The organism is Granulicella sp. L46 (assembly GCF_009765785.1).
GTDB lineage: Bacteria > Acidobacteriota > Terriglobia > Terriglobales > Acidobacteriaceae > Granulicella.
The window spans coordinates 231,387-249,851 of sequence record NZ_LMUT01000025.1 but is presented as its reverse complement, the minus strand read 5'-3'; the positions used below and the strand labels follow the sequence as shown (position 1 = coordinate 249,851).

Genomic DNA, 18,465 nt, shown 5'->3' with positions numbered 1-18,465 from the left:
TTACACTTTTTGGGGTCTGTAGTGATCAGCCTGCAGTGGTCGAATGCGTCCGGATTAGGTGACCGGCTTGCGAGCTTTCTTCTTGCGGGGTGACGGCTTTGGAGCGATGCGGGAGACGACTTCTTCGAGTTCTGCGAGGCGTCGTTTCATTTCCGCAACTTCCTCGGCGCCGACTGCCGCTATGGGCGGGGTGCGGGGGGCTTCCGCGGCGCGATCGGTCGCAGTCGTGCGGGTGGGAGCCGCGCCACCACGGCGTCCGACCGGCTGTCCCGACATGAAGTCGAACGGATTCACTGGCGGGGTCATCACGCGGTACGTGTCTTGATAAAAGTCGAGGATCGACTTCATGTACTTGAGGGTGCCTTCCTGGCCCGCCTTCCCCGACGCAATGACCATCTGTCGCAGAACATCCATGGGGAAGTTGGAATCCGTTGTCTTGGCATCCTCAACGATGATCTGGGTCAGGATCAGACGTGTAATGTCTTCGCCGGTGGCGGCGTCGACCACCTTTACATCCTCGCCGCGCTGCAGCATTTGAGCCACCTCATCGAGGTTCACATAGCGGCTGTTGGTCGTATCGTAAAGGCGCCGGTTTTCGTACTTCTTGATGAGAACAGCTTTAGTCTCCATATATTTTCCTATCTTACCCCTTGACACGCTTTCAATACGGAGTAGCATTGGTTCATGCTGCACTGCAGCATATATCGCAGCAGGCAGTCTTGAGGAGAATGATATGGCCCGTAAAGTCACCAGCGTAGAAGATAAGCAGACAGAGGTAGCCGAAACCATCACAGCCGTATACACAAAGAACGTGGAGCGTCTCGCGGAAGCGCAGAAGAATGGCCTCGACCTGGCCCTGCAGCAGAACACCGATCTCATTGGCGCGTGGAAGAAGATTGCCCAGATCGTACCGGGCACCCCCGTACCCAGCGTTCTCGATCTGATCGGCAATGCCTTTGGACAATTCGTCGACCTGCAAAAGGGCGCAATCGACCTCGCTCTGGAACAGAGCCAGACACTGACCGCGCTTGCCAATGAACGGATCAACTCGGTTGCGAGCGCAACCGATGCCGTAACGACGTTCGTACACGAATCCGTGGAACGCGCAGCCGTGGCACAGAAGAGCGCGATTGAGTTCTCGGCCGCGCAGACCAAGACGGTTATCGACACATTCAAGAAGCAGTCTGGCGTAGCAGGAACTCCAGCCGAGGCAGCTGCCGATTCGATGCAGCACGGATTCGATACCCTCGTCGAAAGCCAGAAGAACATATTGAACTTCGCTTCGAGGCGGAGCGCGTAAACCCTTTGATTTGAGGGTTGCTTACCTGAAAGCAGCCCGGCGCAGGAACCACAGCAACGTGAACGTGGTCACTGCTCCGGGGCTGCCATCGGGTATAGGCTCGACGCATTGAGTGGAGGAATTTGATGAGTGAAGCAGAGGCGGAAGCCACGAAACAGCAGGATCCTACGGAGAAATTCCGCGAATTGCGGGATGCATATCTGGAAATCTGGTCGAAGAACCTGATCGAAACGGTCAACAGTGAAGGCTATGCAAAGGCATCCGGTGCGGCGTTGGATGGATTTCTGGCCGTTGCTGCTCCGTTAAAGGAGCCAACAGAGAAGGCGATGTTGAAGATGCTCCAACAGCTCAATATGCCCACGAGCGCCGATTTTATGGGCCTGTCGGGGCGATTCGCGAATGTTGAACTGCTACTGGACAACCTGGATGCCAAGCTGGACCGCATCGAAAAGCTACTCGACAGCAGCAAGCCGGCTACGTCCGCGAAAGCCAGGGCTCCAAAGGCTGCCAGGAAGACCACACAAAAGCAGACAGCGCTTCGGGCCGGTGGAACTTCTAAGCGCACCACGACTGCCAAGCCAGTGCGGCGCAATCCGAGAAAGGTAACAAGGTAGACCATGCTACAGGCACCGGTTGCAATGGACCAGTTCACTATTCTTGAAGAGCAGTTGAAGACCGTCACCAGGGTGATGACCTCGAAGGCGCCTATCGCCCAGACACCCAAGGAATTGGTTTGGACGCTGAATAAGGCGAAACTCTACCGCTACATCCCCGCTGTCCCCGAGAAGGACCGCCACCGCATTCCCCTGTTGTTGATCTTTGCGCTGATGAATCGACCCGATATTCTCGACCTTCGGCCCGGTCATAGTTTCGTCGAGTACCTTGTCGGACAAGGCTTCGACGTGTACTTGTTGGACTGGGGCGTTCCGGGTCCTGAGGACAAACATCTGAAGTTCGACGACTACACGCTGGAGTACATGCCCAGGGCAATTCGCAAGATTAAAGCCCTATCAGGCGTTGAGGAAGTGAGTGTTCTTGGATGGTGCATCGGCGCGATTCTGACGACAATTTACGCTGCTTTGAGACCCGACGACGGTCTGCGTAACCTGATTCTGCTGACCGCACCCCTCGACTTCTCACAAAAAGAGAAATTGACTTTCGGCCGCATGACCGATGAGAAGTACTTTGATGTTGACAAGGTTCTCGCAACGTTTGGCAACATGCCCCCGGAAATGATCGACTACGGCGCCAAGGCACTAAAGCCGGTCGAGAACTATATCGGGAACTATCTCAAGCTTTGGGACAATCTCGATAATCCTCAGATCGTTGAGAACTGGCATGCCATGTACACCTGGGTCAGCGACAATATTCCGATGGCAGGAGGGGCCTTCCGGCAACTCATCGTCGATTTGTATCGCAACAACCGATTGATGACGGGCGAACTTATGATCCGTGGCGAACGAGTAAATTTGAGCCAGCTGCGGGCCAACCTCTTGACCGTCATCGCAGAGGGCGATCACATCACGCCGCCTTGCCAGTCAGAGACTCTCCTGGCCAAAGTGGGCAGTCGCGACAAGGAAGTTTATCGCGTCCACGGAGGCCATATCGGCATCATGGCTGGTAATAGCGCACACAAACGCACCTGGCCGCACATCGAGCAATGGCTCGCACCGCGCTCCAATTGATAACGGCCGGTAGTCTAATTTCCGACTGCCGGCCGTTGTTACTTAGTTCCGCCGCTTAGGAATCACTTCTATTTCTAGTTGAGTGCTTCAAAGATCACCGCAATGCCCTGTCCTCCGCCGATGCACATGGTGACCAGGGCGTAGCGGCCACCGATGCGGCGCAGTTCATGGAGCGCTTTTACGGTCACAATCGCGCCCGTCGCTCCCAGCGGATGTCCCAGCGAGATTCCGCTCCCATTGGGATTGGTCTTTGCAGACGGGAAACCAAGCTCGCAAACAACAGCCAGGGCTTGCGCGGCAAAGGCTTCGTTCACTTCAAAAACGTCTATCTGATCTGCGGTCAGCCCGGTTCGCTTGAATACCTGCCTGACCGCCGGGATGGGACCGATGCCCATGTACCCAGGTTCTACCCCGGCTACGGCATAATCGACCAGTTTCGCCATCGGCTTCAGACCGCGCTCCTCGGCGGCTTGGCGATCCATCAGAACAAGGGCTGCGGCGCCGTCGTTAATGCTGGAGGAGTTGCCAGCCGTTACAGTGCCATTCTTATCAAACACTGGTTTCAGCTTCGCAAGGTTCTCGAGTGTCGCGTCCGCTCGAGGCGATTCGTCCGTGGCAAACTGCTTCGTGCCGCCCTTTATCTTGACTTCGATGGGCACGATCTGGTCCGTGAATTTACCGCTTTGGATCGCGTCCAGAGCGCGTCGGTGGCTCTCAACCGCCAACTCATCCTGGGCTTCCCGGGTTATTTTCCACTTGCGAGCAACATTCTCGGCGGTAACACCCATGTGAACGCCCTCGAACGGATCAGTCAGCGCCCCTACCAGCGCGTCCACGGCGGTGGCATCGTTCAGGCGTGCTCCCCATCTCATGCTGGGAAGCCAGTATGGCGCCCGGCTCATGGATTCTGCGCCACCAGCCACCGCGGCTACAACATCACCATGAACAATGATCTGCGCTGCGGCAAGAATCGCCGACAGGCCGCTGCCGCAGAGGCGATTGAGCGTCAGGGCTGAAGTCTCAATCGGCAGACCTCCGTTCAATGCCGCCACCCGCGCAAGATACATATCCTTTGCGTCGGTATGGATCACATTACCGAAGACACAGGCGCCGATTTCGTTTGGAGCAAGTCCCGAACGTCGGACAGACTCGCGTGTGACCGCCGCTGCCAACTCGGTGGGCGGTATGTCCTTCAATGCGCCGCCGTACTTGCCAACTGCCGTGCGTACCGCACTCAAAACCACAACTTCCCGGTTCATCAACTTAGTTCCTCCCATATGCCGATTACATTCGCAAGAGAGGCGTCAGGGAGGGGGCTCGTCTCGAGCAGGGTGATCCGGGTCGCAAGTCCCAATGGTATCGGGCGCCCCTAACTATACCTTCTAAGGGATCAGAAGTCGGTGTACCAGCGCACCGTCGACTCCAAAGCCGCATTCATCGTCCGGCCCGAGAGCAGATCTGCAGTTGACCTGTCCTTGCAAACAGGCTGCTGCTAAAAATGCATCCCACCGCCGCAGATCAGGACCTCGCCGGTAACGTAGTCCGACAGGGGAGAACAGAAGAAGAGAACTGCGCCGGCGGCCTCATCCGGTGTTCCAAGGCGTCCCAGGGGACACGAATTCTTCATCGCCTCCAGCATGGTTGGCTGGACGCCGAGTCGAATCTCGTGGCCATGCATTTGAAGGTTTGCATTGTCGCCATTCAGGGGCTGCGCCAGCCGAGTCTCGATCAGACCAAAGCCAACCGCGTTGACGTTTACGTTGTACCTGCCCCACTCCTTGGCCAACGTTTTGGTCAGGCCAATCACACCCGCCTTCCCTGACGAATAGCCTGATTGTCCAGGATTTCCGTCGGTAGCAGCAATGGAAGTGATGTTTACGACCTTGCGCATCACTCGCCGGCCGCTCGCCGATTCGCTCTTTGCGGTCTCCCGAATGTACTCGGAAGCCGCGCGCAGAATCCGGAACGGCGTCACCAGGTGAATGTCCAACATGGCTTGAAACTGTTCGTCAGTAGTCTTCTGGATCACGCTGTCCCAGCTGTAGCCAGCATTGTTGACGATGATATCAATCGAACCAAAGGCGCCCAGAACAGCGTCGACGACGGCCTTTGGTGTGGAGGGGTCCGTCAGATCTCCGGTTATGTGGCGGACACGGTCGGGATGCTTGAGATCCGCTTCTGCCTCCAACAGCAGACCTTCGTCCATATCGTTCAGCATGACATTCGCGCCAGCCGCTGCCAGACGTTTCGCGATCGCTCGACCGATTCCTCGGCCGGAACCGGTAACAAGTGCGGTCCGGCCTTGCAGGGTAAACGGCGCCTGTGCGGTATCCGCCGCCACTGCAGGCTTGTCAGTACCACGTGAACTTTGGCTATCCAGCGTCAAGGACATCTTTACGATCCTCCTGGTGTGTCGGGCGCCACAAACAACGCCTCCCAACATCTGTATTATATATGCACTGCAGCATTTTAGGTTGCAATGCAGCATAGTTATGCTGCGTTGCAACGAGTCAGCACGGCAGAACGCGACACCGTGTCGCCGTGTATTGCTGTCCGCAAAAAGGGCAGTTGCGTAGAGGAGTCAAAATGGCACGAGTGGCATTGGTTACGGGCGGCACACGAGGAATAGGGGCGGAGATCAGCATTGCATTGCAAACGGCGGGAAGAACGGTTGTCGCGACCTATGCAAGCAATGATCAGGCAGCGGAGGCGTTTTCGAAAGTTACCGGGATCAAGGTCTACAGATTTAACGCGGCCAAGTTCGAGGAATGCAGCGACGCACTGAAGAAAATCGTCGCTGAAGTCGGCCCCATAGAAATCCTCGTGAACAATGCTGGAATTACCCGCGATGGGACGTTGCAGAAGATGGACCGCGACATGTGGGATGCGGTCATCGACACCAACCTCGGCTCCTGCTACAACCTCTGCAAACTCACGTTTGACAGTATGCGCAACGCGAAGTTTGGACGCATCGTGAGTATCGGCAGCGTGAACGGGCAGGCGGGGCAATACGGCCAGGTGAACTATGCTGCGGCAAAATCCGGCATTCACGGATTCACCAAGGCCCTGGCACAGGAAGGCGCGCGGTTTGGCATTACAGTCAACGCGATTGCACCGGGTTACGTTGACACGGAAATGGTGCGGGCGGTGCCGCCTGAGGTCCTGCAGAAGATCATTGCGCGCATACCGGTGGGCAGACTCGGCAAACCCACGGATATCTCTCGTGGGGTGGTATTTCTCACCGCTGACGATTGCGATTTTGTGACGGGATCCACGCTGTCGATCAACGGCGGCCAGCACATGTATTGAGCATGGAACCAGGCACCGCGCGCGACAGGCTGTGTACCGCCCACGAATTCTTAGGGTCTGATCGTGGACTCTACCTGAACGAGTCGACGCTTCCCTGAGCCTCTCGGATCCGCATCTCCGAATTCTTCAACAAAGAATCAAAGCTCGGATGTTCGCGTAACGGACGCAGCCACATATCCGCGTTGAGGGTCTGTGGCGCGCAAATAAACCCAGCCTCCGCCGCTCCCACAAGAGCACTCATAGCAAGGTCTCGTTCCCCGATTCTGCTGTAATGTCGTGCAAGATATAAGAGAATTTCGGGCTCGCGAGTGGTGTCCGCGGCTTCCATTAACGTGACGGCATCTGCGGACCTACGCTCAAGAACGGCCAATAAGGACGCCATGAGCGCGGTCATCAGCTTGGATAAAGACATTCGGTCAAGCCGTTCCCGGAGCAGATCAATTGCGCGTTGCTCATCACCCAAAGCAGCCCATGCCGCAGCATCGAGGTAGTAGGCGGCGCGCCCGCCATACGTCTCGATTGCCGACTTATACTGACCCGCAAGAAATAACGTGTGAGCGATGCTCGTAGCGACGGCCGGGTCCATTTTGACCGCCCGTTTGTGCGCCTCGATCGACTCCTCAAGCATCCCGCAAAATCGAAATACTTGAACCAGGCTGGCGAGTGACTCCGGCTCGCCAGGATGACGCTGAAGACGTTCCAATAGGCGACACATTGCCTCCTTCGCATGCCCTGTATCCACTTGCAGAAACGTATAAAACTGGTGGGCTGCAGCGAGGTCGGGATCAATTGCGAACGCCCGTTGAAATGACGCATAGGCAAGTTCAACATTCGCGGGCGAGTGACCGGCGAATTTATCGAAAAACCAGCAGCATCTTCCTAGCATCGCCCACGCAGATCCAAAGTTGGGATCTTCTGCAAGACAAGTCCAGCACAAATCCCGCGCGAGAGATACCGACTCCAGGGAACGTTGAGCCGTCAGTTCTTTAGCTCGCGCGAATCTCTCGAAAGTCGCTCTTGCCACGCCAGGCTCGCTTTCTACGGGCAACTCAAACCTGTAGCCGTGTTTCGAGACGGTTCGGATCGTGTTCCGGCCAACAATCTTTCTCAAGGAGACAATCGTGTTCGTGAGGTTCGCTTCGCTTACATGAACAGATGGCCACAGGATGTTGATCAGTTCCTGCTTGCTGACAAGATGTTGAGCGCGACGGACCAGACAGAGGAGAGCATCGAACGCTTTGGGCTGAAGCGCGATGGGGGTATTGGCTCGCTTGAGGAGCCGGTCGCGAGGATGAAGTTCAAAGTCACCAAACCGATACGCGGTATCGACGGAGCTTTGATTTTTCTTTGAAAATCCCTGTGGCATATGTGAGCTTAAACACTCGAAATCAAGCCTACACTGCTCCTGAGAGAAACCAACGAAACCCAATCGTTGGCTCCTAAGTTCATCGAAACGCCGGATCCCCGTCATCACGTTGTCATTCGTTACATGGAGGAAATAAGTGAATCGCTCGCGACATATTGGATTGGCCGTTCTCCTGTTCGCCCTCATTGCTGTCCTAGCTCAACCGGCGGCATTTTCCCAAGCGACTCTATCCCCAGATGGGACCGTCACGCACCCCTTTCGCGACAGTCAGCACGATTTTGATTTCCACTTTGGTACGTGGGAGACACACATCAAGCGGCTCGTCCATCCGTTGTCGGGCTCAACTACCTGGGTCGAACTGAATGGGACTGTCACCGTGCGGAAGATTTGGAATGGGCGAGCGAATCTCGAGGAGATCGATGCGAGCAACGACACGATGCATCTTCAGGGACTGACCCTATTCCTCTACAATCCAGAGTCCCATCAGTGGAGTCAGACGTTCGCCAACATCAACGACGGAACCTTAAGTGAACCGCCTCTGATCGGTGAATTCAAAGACGGGCGTGGTGAGCTTTATTGCCAGGACACATTGAATGGCAGAAGCATCCTCGTCAGGTTTGTGTGGTCGGATATCACGCCGGACTCGCACCATGTAGAACAGTCGTTTTCCGATGATGGAGGGAAGACCTGGGAACCAAACTTTATCGCGGATCTGACACGAGTAAAGAAATGATTGGACGGAATTCATGGAAGGATTCGCACGTGCTCGACAATTAAGCGCGAAAGGTCAAAAGCTGTGCAGGAGAAACTCTCTCACGCTCGCCAGCACCTTCTCTCGCATCCGTGGCTCTGGCAGCATCCGCGCGATTTCAATCGTCCCGACCATCGTTGAAAAGATACAAAAGAAAGCGCGCTCTTTGTCCGCAATTCTTCTGCCAGGCATAAACGGAAGCATTCGACTCTTGTATTTCTTCAGTTCCTCGAAAATCTGGGGCTTCATCGCCTCATCGGCCCTCGCCAACTCGGGCCCAAGAGCTGCCAGGGGGCATCCGGATTCGACGTGGTCGCAATATTCAGGGCTCAGGTAGGTCTTCACGATCGCCTTCCATGCCGTCCCGGGCGGGGACTGCTCGCCGGCGTGGGTAAGGCGGTCGGCTATTTCCTTAAATGCCTCGCTCAGCGACTCCAGGAGCAGCTGGTCCTTGCTTCCGAAATGCTTGTAAAAACCTCCGTGGGTCAAACCGGCGTCGTGCATTACAGCTGAAACTGCGGCACCGGTTATCCCTTCGGCGCGAACCCGCCGCGAGGCGTCTTTCACAATCTTCTGATGGATTTCTGCCTTGTGCTCGGGCCCGTAGCGCATAGCTAATTATAGGATGCTGACAATCATCCCACGGGACAATTCGCTCACCACGCCACCTATGTGAAGAAATTCTGCACCCATAGGATGATGCACATAATCCTATGGGTAAAGGAGGCCAAATGCCACCACAAATGCTCTTCCCAATACAACTCGTTTTAGGTTATGTAGCGTGCTTGCTTTGTTTCAGCGTGTACATCCTGCCCAGGCTTAGGTCGATGGAACGGATTGAGGCGCATCGCGTCATCGCCACGTTCCACAGCTTCCGCTTCTTCGGACTCGTCTTTATCCTGCCAGGCGTCGTCGGCCCCAATTTGCCCGGTGGGTTCGCCACGTTCGCCGCCTACGGCGACTTTGCAACCGGAGTCCTCGCAATTGTGGCCCTCCTCACGGTCAGGGCGCGTCCGCTTTTTGGGCTGTTTGTCGTCGCCTTCAATTTCGTTGGAATGGTCGATATCCTCCTCGACTACTACCACGCCGTCAAGTTTGGCCTTCCTGCGCTTGCGGGTCAGTTAGGTGCCGGATACGCGATACCCATCATCTACGTACCAATGCTGATGATCACGCACATCGCCGCTTTCTATTGGCTGATGCGTCCGCAGCCCAAGGCGGCTCCTACCCTCACCGGCAGTACGACCGAATCCTAACTGCCGTTTTTTTTTCTATCCTGCAGTGCGCTGCGCTCGATCCTTCGGCTTCCTGCTACCCTTAAAGCTTATGAGTCAGGAACTACCCAAGGCGTACGATCCATCGCTGATTGAAGAGAAGTGGTCCAAATTCTGGGTCGACGAGAAGATCTTCTCCGTCCCCACCCCGGCCGACGCAAGCACCATTAAACCCTTCGTCCAACTGCTGCCGCCGCCCAACGTTACCGGCCGCCTGCACATCGGCCACATGCTTGAGCACACGCAAATGGACATCCTCACGCGCTGGCGTCGTATGTCCGGCGACACTGCCGTCTGGGTTCCTGGAACCGATCATGCGGGCATTGCGACGCAGATGATGGTTGAGCGCCAGCTCGCTGCCGAGGGAAGCCCCAACCGAAAGACGCTGGGACGCGAGGCCTTCACCGAGCGCGTATGGGAGTGGAAGCAGCAGTACGGCTCGGCCATTACCGAGCAGATGAAGCGGCTCGGCGCATCCGTTGACTGGTCGCGCGAATACTTCACCATGGACGATCGGCTTTCGGTCGCAGTGAAAGAAGCGTTCGTTCGGCTGTGGGAGCAGGGCCTCATCTATCGGGGCGCGTATATCGTCAACTGGGATCCACAGATTCAGACCGCCGTCAGCGATCTCGAGGTCGACTCCGAAGAGCACGTCGGCAAGCTCTACACCATCCGCTATCCGTTAGTCGATGGAACAGGCTCGATCACCATCGCGACCACTCGTCCCGAGACGATGCTGGGTGATGTCGCGGTCGCCGTTAACCCAACTGACGAACGGTACGTCGCACTGATCGGTAAGAAGCTGATTCTTCCACTCGTTGGACGCGAGATTCCTATCGTCGCCGACGACTGGGCCAATCCCGAGTTTGGCACGGGCGCCGTCAAGGTCACGCCCGCGCACGATCCCAACGACTTCGCCATCGGACAGCGCCACAACTTGCCGAACATCACCATCTTCGATCAGACCGCGCATGTCGATCTCCCCGGTTCGCCCTTCCATGGCCTGGATCGCTTCGAGGCACGCGAGCGCATCGTCGTCGAGCTCGAATCCATCGGCGCTCTCGTCGAGATCAAAGACCATCCAATGACGGTCCCCATCTCGCAGCGCACCGGCGTCATCATCGAGCCACGCCTCTCCATGCAGTGGTTCATCAAGATCCAGCCGCTCGCCGACAAAGCCATCGAGGCAGTCGAGAAGGGTCACATCACCTTCACGCCGGACAACAATCGCAAGACCTACATGGAGTGGATGACCAACATCCACGACTGGTGCATCTCGCGACAGCTGTGGTGGGGCCATCGCATTCCAGCGTGGCACTGTAAGGCGTGCGGATGCATCACCGTCTCTCGCGATATCGCGACAGCCTGCAGCGGTTGCGGCATCACGGACATCCACCAGGAGACCGACGTCCTCGACACGTGGTTCTCCTCCGGCCTGCTGCCCTTCACCGTCTTCGGCTGGGACGGTAGCAACGATCTCACGCCAGACCTGGCCGCCTTCTATCCCACGCAGCAGCTCGTCACCGGCTTCGACATCCTGTTCTTCTGGGTAGCGCGCATGATCATGCTCAGCTGCCATTTCATGCTCGACGTCCCCATGCCCGACGGCAGTCCGCGCACGCTCGCCGACGCCGTACCCTTCCGCAACGTCTACATCCACGCGCTGGTCCGCGACGCCGACCGCCAGAAGATTTCGAAGACCAAGGGCAACGTCATCGACCCCATCGAGATCGTCACGAAATACGGCACCGACGCCGTCCGTTTCACGCTCGCCGCGCAAGCCAGCCCCGGCACCGACATCGCTTTCAACGAAGCGCGCACGGAAGGTTATCGCGCCTTCGCCAATAAGATCTGGAATGCCGCCCGCTTTCTGCAGATGAACATCGACCGCGGCCGAGAAGCCGGTTACAAAGTCTCGCTCGAAAGCCACGATTCAGTCTCCATCGAGCTTCCCGAGCACACGCCTCTCGAAACCCGCTGGATCTTCTCCCGACTCTCCACCGTCTCGGACAGCGTCGCACACTCGCTCGCCGACTACCGCTTCGACGAAGCAGCCAACTCCGTCTACCAGTTTTTCTGGGGCGAGTTTTGCGATTGGTATCTCGAGCTGGTCAAGCTTCGTATGGATTTCTTCCCCGACGAAAACGGTATCTTTAAGCCGCATAGCGACGTCGCTGCCATCACGCTCAACGCCCTCGTCAGCGTCTTCGAGGCCGCGCTGCGCCTGCTCTCGCCCTTCATGCCCTTCCTGACCGAGGAGCTCTGGCATGCGCTTTATACAAGCGTCGGCACTCCCAGCCCCGCGCAGTCTATCGCTCTCACGCACTATCCGCGTGCCGAAGACTTCGCCGCCGACGAACCCTCGGTCCTCGCCATGACGACCCTGCAAGATCTCATCGTCACCATCCGCGGCCTGCGTAAAGAGCTTGCCGTCCCCGAAAAAGAGTCCACGCCCATCCAGATCCACGCCAGCGCCCAAATCTACGGGCTCGCTCACGCCAACGCCGACATGCTCTCCCGTCTCGCCCGCGTCGACGCCGTCGAGCCAGCACTCGCAACTCTCACCGGCAACAACGCCCGTTCGACGTCCGCCTTCGATGTGGCCATCCTCTACGAGCGCCAGATCGATGTCGCTGCGGAGCGCGAGCGCATCACGAAGGACCTCGCCAAATACAACAAGGGCCTTGAAGCCGCCGACAAGCAACTCGGCAACGAAGGCTTCATCGCTCGCGCCCCAGCGCACATCGTCGAAGGCCTGCGCAAGCAGCACACCGAAACGCTCGCGCTGAAACAAAAGGCCGAAGCCGCTCTCGCCGCCCTACCGGCCGAGTAGCTTCTTAAGTGTCGGTTGCGCGTCCAATAATCCGTAGAACGCGTTTCACGAAGCGTCGCGCAAACCCGAAACCCGCTACAAACCTGGAGTACTCCAATGCCCTTCCCAATCAAAACCTGCATCATCTGCGAAGAAGAATTTGAACTGAAACCGGACAAGCCTGGTTACGCCAATCGCTGCCCGACCTGCTCCACGCCGGAAGCAGCCGAACTGATTGCGCAGCACCCCGCCGCCACGACTGACCGCGAGGCCAACGCTGCGCGACGCGATGCCATGCGCAACCTGTTATATCGCAAAGACAGCTAGCGACCTGGCTATCTTCTTTTCAGCAAAGAAGATATTTCAGAGGCAGGCACCCGGTCTCGCGCCGTCGGCATCCATACTCATGTGCCGACAAAGAAGCCGAAGAACCAAGCGATTGCCTTCGCGGATCGATCCCGCGTCCTCGAGCAGCAGCGCCGCCAGAAGATGGCGCGCAGCGTTCACGCGTATGTCCGCGGCAATACGATTCAGTTTTACGAGTGGCTCTCCCACGCCCGCAAAGGTTCCATCCCCCAAGGGCCGCTCGTCTGGATCTGCGGCGACTGTCATGTCGGCAATCTCGGCCCGGTAGCCGGCGCCGACGGCCGCGTTGAGATCGAGATTCGCGACCTCGATCAGACAGTGATCGGCAACCCCGCTCACGACCTCATCCGGCTCGCGCTCTCGCTCGCGATGGCGGCGCGCGGCAGCGATCTTCCCGGTGTCACGACCGCGCAGATGGTCGAACACATCATGCACGGCTATCAATCTGCGCTCCTCCATCCCGTCGCCACCACTGCCGACGACGCCAAAGGCGACGACCTCGCACCGATTCACGATGTCCTTCAAAATGCGGTCCGACGCCGCTGGAAACATCTTGCCGAAGAGCGTATCGACGACGTTAAGCCCACCATTCCCCTAGGCGAGCGCTTCTGGAAACTCTCCGACCAGGAACGCAAAGCCATCGAAGACCTCTTCGCGGAAGATACGACCCGCAAACTTATGACGCAGCTTAAGGGCCGCGACGACGACGCGAAGGTGAAGGTCGTGGATGCGGCTTACTGGATGAAGGGATGTAGTTCACTCGGGAAACTGCGGATGGCCGTGCTCGTCTCCGTCGGCAAAGGTGCCGACAAAACCTACTGCCTGGTCGACATCAAGGAAGCCGTCAAACCCGCGGCCCCAGCGGCCAAACGCATCGCCGGCGCGCCGCACATGCCGGCCGACTTCGCCGAACGTGTCGTCGCTGGAGCCTGCGCGCTCTCTCCGTACCTCGGCAATCGTATGATGGCGGCCACGCTTCTGCGTCGCCCCGTCGTTGTCCGGGAGCTCCTGCCACAGGACCTCAAGCTCGAGATCGATTCCCTCACTTGCGATCAGGCGATCGGCGCTGCCCGGTTCCTCGCCGCCGTCGTCGGAAAGGCTCATGGGCGCCAGATGAACGCAGCAACCCGCAAGCGCTGGGTCGCCGAACTCAACCGTAATCGCAGCAAATCTCTAGACGCTCCCAACTGGCTCTGGAGCAGTCTCCTTCAACTCGTCTCCGAACACGAAGCCGCGTACCTGGAGCATTGCCGCCAATACGCGCTCGCCTCCTGATCGGCTCTCGCCCTTACTTCTTCGCGGCCTCAACCGGTAGTTCCCGTTGCTCGACGGCGATGGTCACGTTTTCATGCTTGATGTCCAGCCGCAGCAGGTTGAACACGCTCATGTAGACGTTCGCGATCCATACCACGGCGAACCACGCAATCACGTAGCCGCGCCATCCCTCATACAGCAGTTGGTATCGGAATAGCAGCAATGCCAGCGCCGCAACATAGTGCGAGAAGCAATACTCACAGGTAAACAGGTAGAAGAACTTTCTCTGCGGCAGCGCCTTGCAATTCTGACTCATGCGTTTGCAGAACTCTCGCGGCTCGCGAAAGACCTCCTCATGCGTGACCGTCCAAGCAGCGCAGGCCACCGGCAACGCAATCAGCAGCAACAGTGCAAATTGATGCGCCAGCGGTACGGACAACTCAACGGGCATGAACGTAACCCGCCCAACTGTGATCAACGTCTTTCAAGAGTCTTGCCATGAGAGTTAAGATGCAGATATGAGTTCTCGCGAAGAGTTGAATCCGGCCGCACTTCGTAGCGCGCTGGTTGGCACCCGTTTTCCCGCGCGCCTGCACCACTTTCCCACGACCGAGTCCACCAATACCCTGCTACTGGATGCGGCTGCCAACGGTGCTCCCGAAGGCACGGTGTATCTCGCCGACGCGCAAACCCAGGGACGCGGCCGCGGTGGCCACACCTGGCACTCGTCACCGGGAGACGGTCTGTACCTCAGCGTTCTTGCCATGCCGCGACTGCCGCTGCGCGAAGCATTATGGATTTCGCTGGCCACCGGCCTTGCTGTGCAGTCCGCCATCAAGACGGTGACCGGTCTGGACGTCGACATCCGCTGGCCGAACGACCTGCTTCTTCCGCAGCCCGACGGCCCCGGCAAAAAGATCGGCGGAATCCTCGTCGAAGCCGCCGTTCACCCAGGCGAAGACGCGCTACTCCGCTACGCCGTGATCGGCATCGGCATCAACATAAACCACGAGAGCTTCCCTCCAGAGCTTGCGCCCATCGCCACCTCCTTGCGGATTGCGACCGGCGAGCCACAAAGCCGTAATGCGCTGATGATCGCGATCCTTCGCGCACTCGATCTCGAACTCACGCAGCTCGAAGCTCACCAGCCCGATCTGCTCGACCGCTTCAGCGCCGCCTCCAGCTGGGTGCAGGGCAAGCGCGTGCAGGTTCCGGAGCAAGGTGGCTACACCGGCACCACTGCCGGGCTCGACCGTAATGGCTATCTCCTCGTCGACACCGATGACCATACGCAGCGCACTGTGCTTTCGGGCGGGGTTCGCGAAGAGGCATAGCCCATCGACAATCTCCGTTCTTAACTCTCGCCGTCCGCGGTAGGACTCCGCGCAGGACTGGTAAGATAGCTGATTGAGGCGGGAAAGCTCTGCATGCTACTGGCACTCGATGTCGGAAACTCCAACACGGTTTTTTGTCTCTTCGCGCCCGCAACCGGCGCAGAGCCTGCACACATGGTAGCCGACTGGCGCGTTACGACGCCCCACAAGCAGACGGCCGACGAGCTTGGCGTTCTCTTCCAGGCCTTGTTCAGTATGCGAGGGCTGACGCCCGAGATCGTTACCGGCATCGCCGTCTCCTCCGTCGTCCCGCCGCTGGATGCCGCCATCCGCAGTCTGTGCGAGACGTTCTTCCATATCCGTCCGCTGTTCATCGAACCCGGCGTCAAGACGGGACTGCCCGTGCTCACGGACAATCCCAGCGAGGCGGGTGCCGATCGCATCGTCAATTGTGTTGCTGCATTCGATCGGCTCGGCGGCCCAACGATTGTCGTCGACATGGGCACGGCCACGACCTTCGACGTCGTCTCTGCGAAAGGCGAGTTCATTGGTGGCGCCATCGCTCCGGGCATCGGCATCTCCGCAGACGCGCTCTTCGCCCGCGCGGCTCGCCTCACCCGCGTCGAGATCAAGAAGCCGGCAAAAATCATCGGTACCTCCACAACGGACAACATCCAGATCGGTTTGTACTATGGCGCAATCGGCCAAATCGACGGCATCCTCGATCGCATGATCGCAGAGCTGGGTCCTGAAACCAAAACGATCGCCACGGGCGGTCTCGCAAAGCTAATCGCCGCTGACTCAAAGTACATCCAGCACGTCGACGACAACCTTACTCTCAACGGCCTCCGCCTTATCTGGGAGCGCAATCACGACCGCCAACGGCGTCGCTAACGTGATGTTGAACTACTTTGAATACTTCTCCGAAATCGAAGAACGATTCAGCAGCCGCCGCGGCTCCATCCTTCTGCTCAACACGCTTGACTGGGCGTTGATCGAAACCTGGCGCGAGGCCGGCATTCCGCTGGAGGCCGTCCTGCGTGGCATCGATGCGGCATTCGATAAATATGACGCTCGCGCCCACAAGGCTCGCGGCCGTCTGCGCAAGGTCAACGGCCTAGCCTGGTGCTCGCAGGCGGTGATGCAATCCGCCGAAGAACTCGTCGAAGCCTCCACCGGGATCGCACCCGCCGTTGCACGCGAGCCGCGCGAATCCGGCTTCGAGTCAGAGCGCGTCGCAACGTTTCTGGACCAGAACGCCCAGGCTTTGGAAGCCACCGTCCTGCCCGATGAACCATCAGACGGAGTGCGCGCGACGATTGCCTTTCGGCTGCGCGAACTTGCTGCCTCCATGCGCGGACCTGCACCTCCGGCGCTCGACGATCTCGACCGCACACTCACCGTGCTCGAAGAAAAACTCTTCACCGCGATGCAATTGTCCGCGAGCGAGGCGGAGCTCGTAGACTTGAAGACTCAGGCCGATCGCGAGCTCGCTCCTTACCGCGCGAAGATGTCCGCCGTACAGCTTCGCCAGGTACAGCAGCAGTTTCTACACAAGCGTCTTCTCGAACTCCGCGCACTTCCGCGCCTCAGCCTGTTTTATATGAGCCACGCATGAGCGGAACCCTGCATATCGACCGAGTGCTCTACAGCGGCAATGGCTTCGCGCTCAGCGAGCGTGGCGCTCCCGTGCTGGTTCCTTTCACGCTGGCGGGCGAGACGGTGGAAGCGACGAACCCCAACGCCAGCAACGAGGCTCAGCTGCTCTGTGTCCTCACTCCCTCGCCGGAACGCGTGCCCGCGCCTTGCCCGCACTTCGGCACCTGCGGCGGTTGTCACTACCAAATGGCGAACTATCCAGAACAACTCCGCCTGAAGCAATCGATCTTCTCCGAACTTCTAAACGGCGCCGGCATTGATGCCGCGCCCGAACCACTGATGCACTCTGCCGAACCTTGGGGATATCGCAATCGTATTCGCCTGCGTGTCGCGCATGCAGTGGGCAGTGGCGACGAAGCAGGCACCGAGGGTTCCCTCCGCCTCGGCTATAACCGACACGCGACTACGGAATTTCTTCCCATCACCACCTGCCTCATCGCGGCGCCCGTTCTCTGGTCTACCGCCAAGTCCCTCCTGGCAGCGGCTGCGGAGGATCGCGACGTTGCCTACTGGCTTAATGCCACGGCCGAAGTCGAGCTCTTTTGCGACCACACCATGAAGCGCATCCAAGTCACCTTCTTCTGCGCTCCACGCACCAAGCCGCTCTTCGATAGCCTCGACCGCGCCGCGATTACGCTGCAGGCTTACGCACCCCAGGGCGTGTTGATCACCGCGACCGCTGCTGCCGCATTCGACCCCCGTACCGGCCCCACCGGCCGGATGATCGCGGAAGCTGGTGCCCCCGGCCTCAACTATCGCGTACTTGATGAAACCTACTGGATCACGCGCGGCGGCTTCTTCCAGGTCAACCGCTTCCTGCTCGAAACGTTGGTTGAGCTGGTCTGCAACGACGACGACCAGCCGCGCTCCGGCACGCTTGCCTGGGATCTCTTCGCCGGCGTCGGTCTCTTCTCTCGCGTATTAGCGCGCAGCTTTAACGAGGTCACCGCCGTCGAAGCTAACCCCACCGCCGTCGCCGACCTCCGCGCCGCTCTCACCAAACGCGGTTCTACCAGCACTGTCCACGAATCCACCACACTCGATTTTCTGCGCCGCGCCGTACTCGATCGCGACCGCCCAGACCTCATCGTCCTCGACCCGCCGCGCGCCGGCGTAGGCCTCGAAGCCTGCGAGCTGCTCGCGCGGATCGCAGCTCCCACACTGCTTTACGTCTCCTGCGACCCCACCACCCTCGCTCGCGATCTCAACGCCTTGCAGCCCTTCTACAGCATCCGCGCCCTGCATCTCGTGGACCTCTTTCCCCAGACCTTCCACTTGGAAACAGTCGCAATCCTCGAGCGCAAACCTCCCGCCCGCTAGCTACCCTGCCGCAAAAGTGAAACACTAAAACTGTC

General features: G+C 58.5%; 19 protein-coding genes. 13 read left to right on the top strand and 6 right to left on the bottom strand.

Features of this window, described 5'->3' with window-relative positions; genetic code table 11:
• Positions 1–54: 54 nt before the first annotated feature.
• The gene (locus GSQ80_RS21055) at positions 55–630 is read right to left on the bottom strand and encodes a polyhydroxyalkanoate synthesis regulator DNA-binding domain-containing protein (RefSeq protein ID WP_158789616.1); all 576 of its coding nucleotides are present in this window, start codon (positions 628–630) and stop codon (positions 55–57) included.
• 103 nt (positions 631–733) lie between these two features.
• Between GSQ80_RS21055 and GSQ80_RS21050 the strand changes: the two genes are divergently transcribed.
• The 3 genes from GSQ80_RS21050 to GSQ80_RS21040 all read left to right on the top strand — a co-directional run bounded on the left by GSQ80_RS21050 (position 734) and on the right by GSQ80_RS21040 (position 2,985).
• Positions 734–1,300: a hypothetical protein gene (locus GSQ80_RS21050; RefSeq protein WP_158789615.1), complete on the top strand. Its 567-nt coding sequence runs from the start codon at positions 734–736 to the stop codon at positions 1,298–1,300.
• A 125-nt stretch (positions 1,301–1,425) separates the two neighbouring features.
• A complete protein-coding gene (locus tag GSQ80_RS21045; RefSeq protein ID WP_158789614.1) occupies positions 1,426–1,914 on the top strand; it encodes a hypothetical protein in 489 nt (162 codons plus the stop codon).
• A 3-nt stretch (positions 1,915–1,917) separates the two neighbouring features.
• The gene (locus GSQ80_RS21040; RefSeq protein WP_216850507.1) at positions 1,918–2,985 is read left to right on the top strand and encodes an alpha/beta fold hydrolase; all 1,068 of its coding nucleotides are present in this window, start codon (positions 1,918–1,920) and stop codon (positions 2,983–2,985) included.
• 74 nt (positions 2,986–3,059) lie between these two features.
• Here the strand turns inward: GSQ80_RS21040 and GSQ80_RS21035 are convergent, their stop codons facing one another.
• Both GSQ80_RS21035 and GSQ80_RS21030 read right to left on the bottom strand, forming a co-directional pair.
• Entirely contained in the window at positions 3,060–4,244 is a 1,185-nt protein-coding gene (locus GSQ80_RS21035) for an acetyl-CoA C-acyltransferase family protein (protein WP_158789932.1), read from the bottom strand.
• A gap of 233 nt (positions 4,245–4,477) precedes the next feature.
• Entirely contained in the window at positions 4,478–5,377 is a 900-nt protein-coding gene (locus GSQ80_RS21030; protein WP_158789613.1) for an SDR family NAD(P)-dependent oxidoreductase, read from the bottom strand.
• Positions 5,378–5,571: 194 nt separating this feature from the next.
• Between GSQ80_RS21030 and phbB the strand changes: the two genes are divergently transcribed.
• Entirely contained in the window at positions 5,572–6,294 is a 723-nt protein-coding gene (gene phbB / locus GSQ80_RS21025) for an acetoacetyl-CoA reductase (protein ID WP_158789612.1), read from the top strand.
• A 70-nt stretch (positions 6,295–6,364) separates the two neighbouring features.
• Here phbB and GSQ80_RS21020 read toward each other — a convergent pair whose 3' ends face one another.
• A complete protein-coding gene (locus tag GSQ80_RS21020) occupies positions 6,365–7,723 on the bottom strand; it encodes a winged helix-turn-helix domain-containing protein (protein WP_158789611.1) in 1,359 nt (452 codons plus the stop codon).
• 73 nt (positions 7,724–7,796) lie between these two features.
• Here GSQ80_RS21020 and GSQ80_RS21015 point away from each other — a divergent pair, with 73 nt between their 5' ends.
• On the top strand, positions 7,797–8,393 hold the full coding sequence (locus tag GSQ80_RS21015; RefSeq protein WP_158789610.1) for a hypothetical protein: 597 nt from the start codon (positions 7,797–7,799) through the stop codon (positions 8,391–8,393).
• Between the two features lie 54 nt (positions 8,394–8,447).
• Here the strand turns inward: GSQ80_RS21015 and GSQ80_RS21010 are convergent, their stop codons facing one another.
• Entirely contained in the window at positions 8,448–9,023 is a 576-nt protein-coding gene (locus GSQ80_RS21010) for a TetR/AcrR family transcriptional regulator (protein WP_158789609.1), read from the bottom strand.
• 119 nt (positions 9,024–9,142) lie between these two features.
• Here GSQ80_RS21010 and GSQ80_RS21005 point away from each other — a divergent pair, with 119 nt between their 5' ends.
• The 4 genes from GSQ80_RS21005 to GSQ80_RS20990 all read left to right on the top strand — a co-directional run bounded on the left by GSQ80_RS21005 (position 9,143) and on the right by GSQ80_RS20990 (position 14,138).
• Positions 9,143–9,667 carry a hypothetical protein gene (locus GSQ80_RS21005; protein ID WP_158789608.1) on the top strand — a complete coding sequence of 175 codons (525 nt, stop codon included), beginning with the start codon at positions 9,143–9,145 and terminating at the stop codon, positions 9,665–9,667.
• Between the two features lie 70 nt (positions 9,668–9,737).
• Positions 9,738–12,518: a valine--tRNA ligase gene (locus GSQ80_RS21000; protein WP_158789607.1), complete on the top strand. Its 2,781-nt coding sequence runs from the start codon at positions 9,738–9,740 to the stop codon at positions 12,516–12,518.
• A gap of 96 nt (positions 12,519–12,614) precedes the next feature.
• A complete protein-coding gene (locus GSQ80_RS20995) occupies positions 12,615–12,824 on the top strand; it encodes a hypothetical protein (protein WP_158789606.1) in 210 nt (69 codons plus the stop codon).
• 81 nt (positions 12,825–12,905) lie between these two features.
• Positions 12,906–14,138 (top strand): DUF2252 family protein, encoded by a 1,233-nt coding sequence (locus GSQ80_RS20990; protein WP_254059830.1) that lies wholly within the window; start codon positions 12,906–12,908, stop codon positions 14,136–14,138.
• Between the two features lie 13 nt (positions 14,139–14,151).
• On the opposite strand, the gene GSQ80_RS20985 is transcribed toward GSQ80_RS20990, so the two are convergent.
• The gene (locus GSQ80_RS20985) at positions 14,152–14,568 is read right to left on the bottom strand and encodes a hypothetical protein (RefSeq protein WP_158789605.1); all 417 of its coding nucleotides are present in this window, start codon (positions 14,566–14,568) and stop codon (positions 14,152–14,154) included.
• A gap of 67 nt (positions 14,569–14,635) precedes the next feature.
• On the opposite strand from GSQ80_RS20985, the gene GSQ80_RS20980 reads away from it, so the two are divergent.
• The 4 genes from GSQ80_RS20980 to GSQ80_RS20965 all read left to right on the top strand — a co-directional run bounded on the left by GSQ80_RS20980 (position 14,636) and on the right by GSQ80_RS20965 (position 18,430).
• Positions 14,636–15,451 (top strand): biotin--[acetyl-CoA-carboxylase] ligase, encoded by an 816-nt coding sequence (locus GSQ80_RS20980; protein WP_158789604.1) that lies wholly within the window; start codon positions 14,636–14,638, stop codon positions 15,449–15,451.
• A 93-nt stretch (positions 15,452–15,544) separates the two neighbouring features.
• Positions 15,545–16,345, top strand: a complete 801-nt coding sequence (locus tag GSQ80_RS20975; protein ID WP_158789603.1) for a type III pantothenate kinase — start codon at positions 15,545–15,547, stop codon at positions 16,343–16,345.
• Positions 16,346–16,349: 4 nt separating this feature from the next.
• Positions 16,350–17,069 (top strand): hypothetical protein, encoded by a 720-nt coding sequence (locus tag GSQ80_RS20970; protein WP_158789602.1) that lies wholly within the window; start codon positions 16,350–16,352, stop codon positions 17,067–17,069.
• Positions 17,066–18,430 carry a class I SAM-dependent RNA methyltransferase gene (locus tag GSQ80_RS20965; protein WP_158789601.1) on the top strand — a complete coding sequence of 455 codons (1,365 nt, stop codon included), beginning with the start codon at positions 17,066–17,068 and terminating at the stop codon, positions 18,428–18,430. Before GSQ80_RS20970 ends, GSQ80_RS20965 begins: the two co-directional genes overlap by 4 nt.
• Positions 18,431–18,465: the final 35 nt, after the last annotated feature.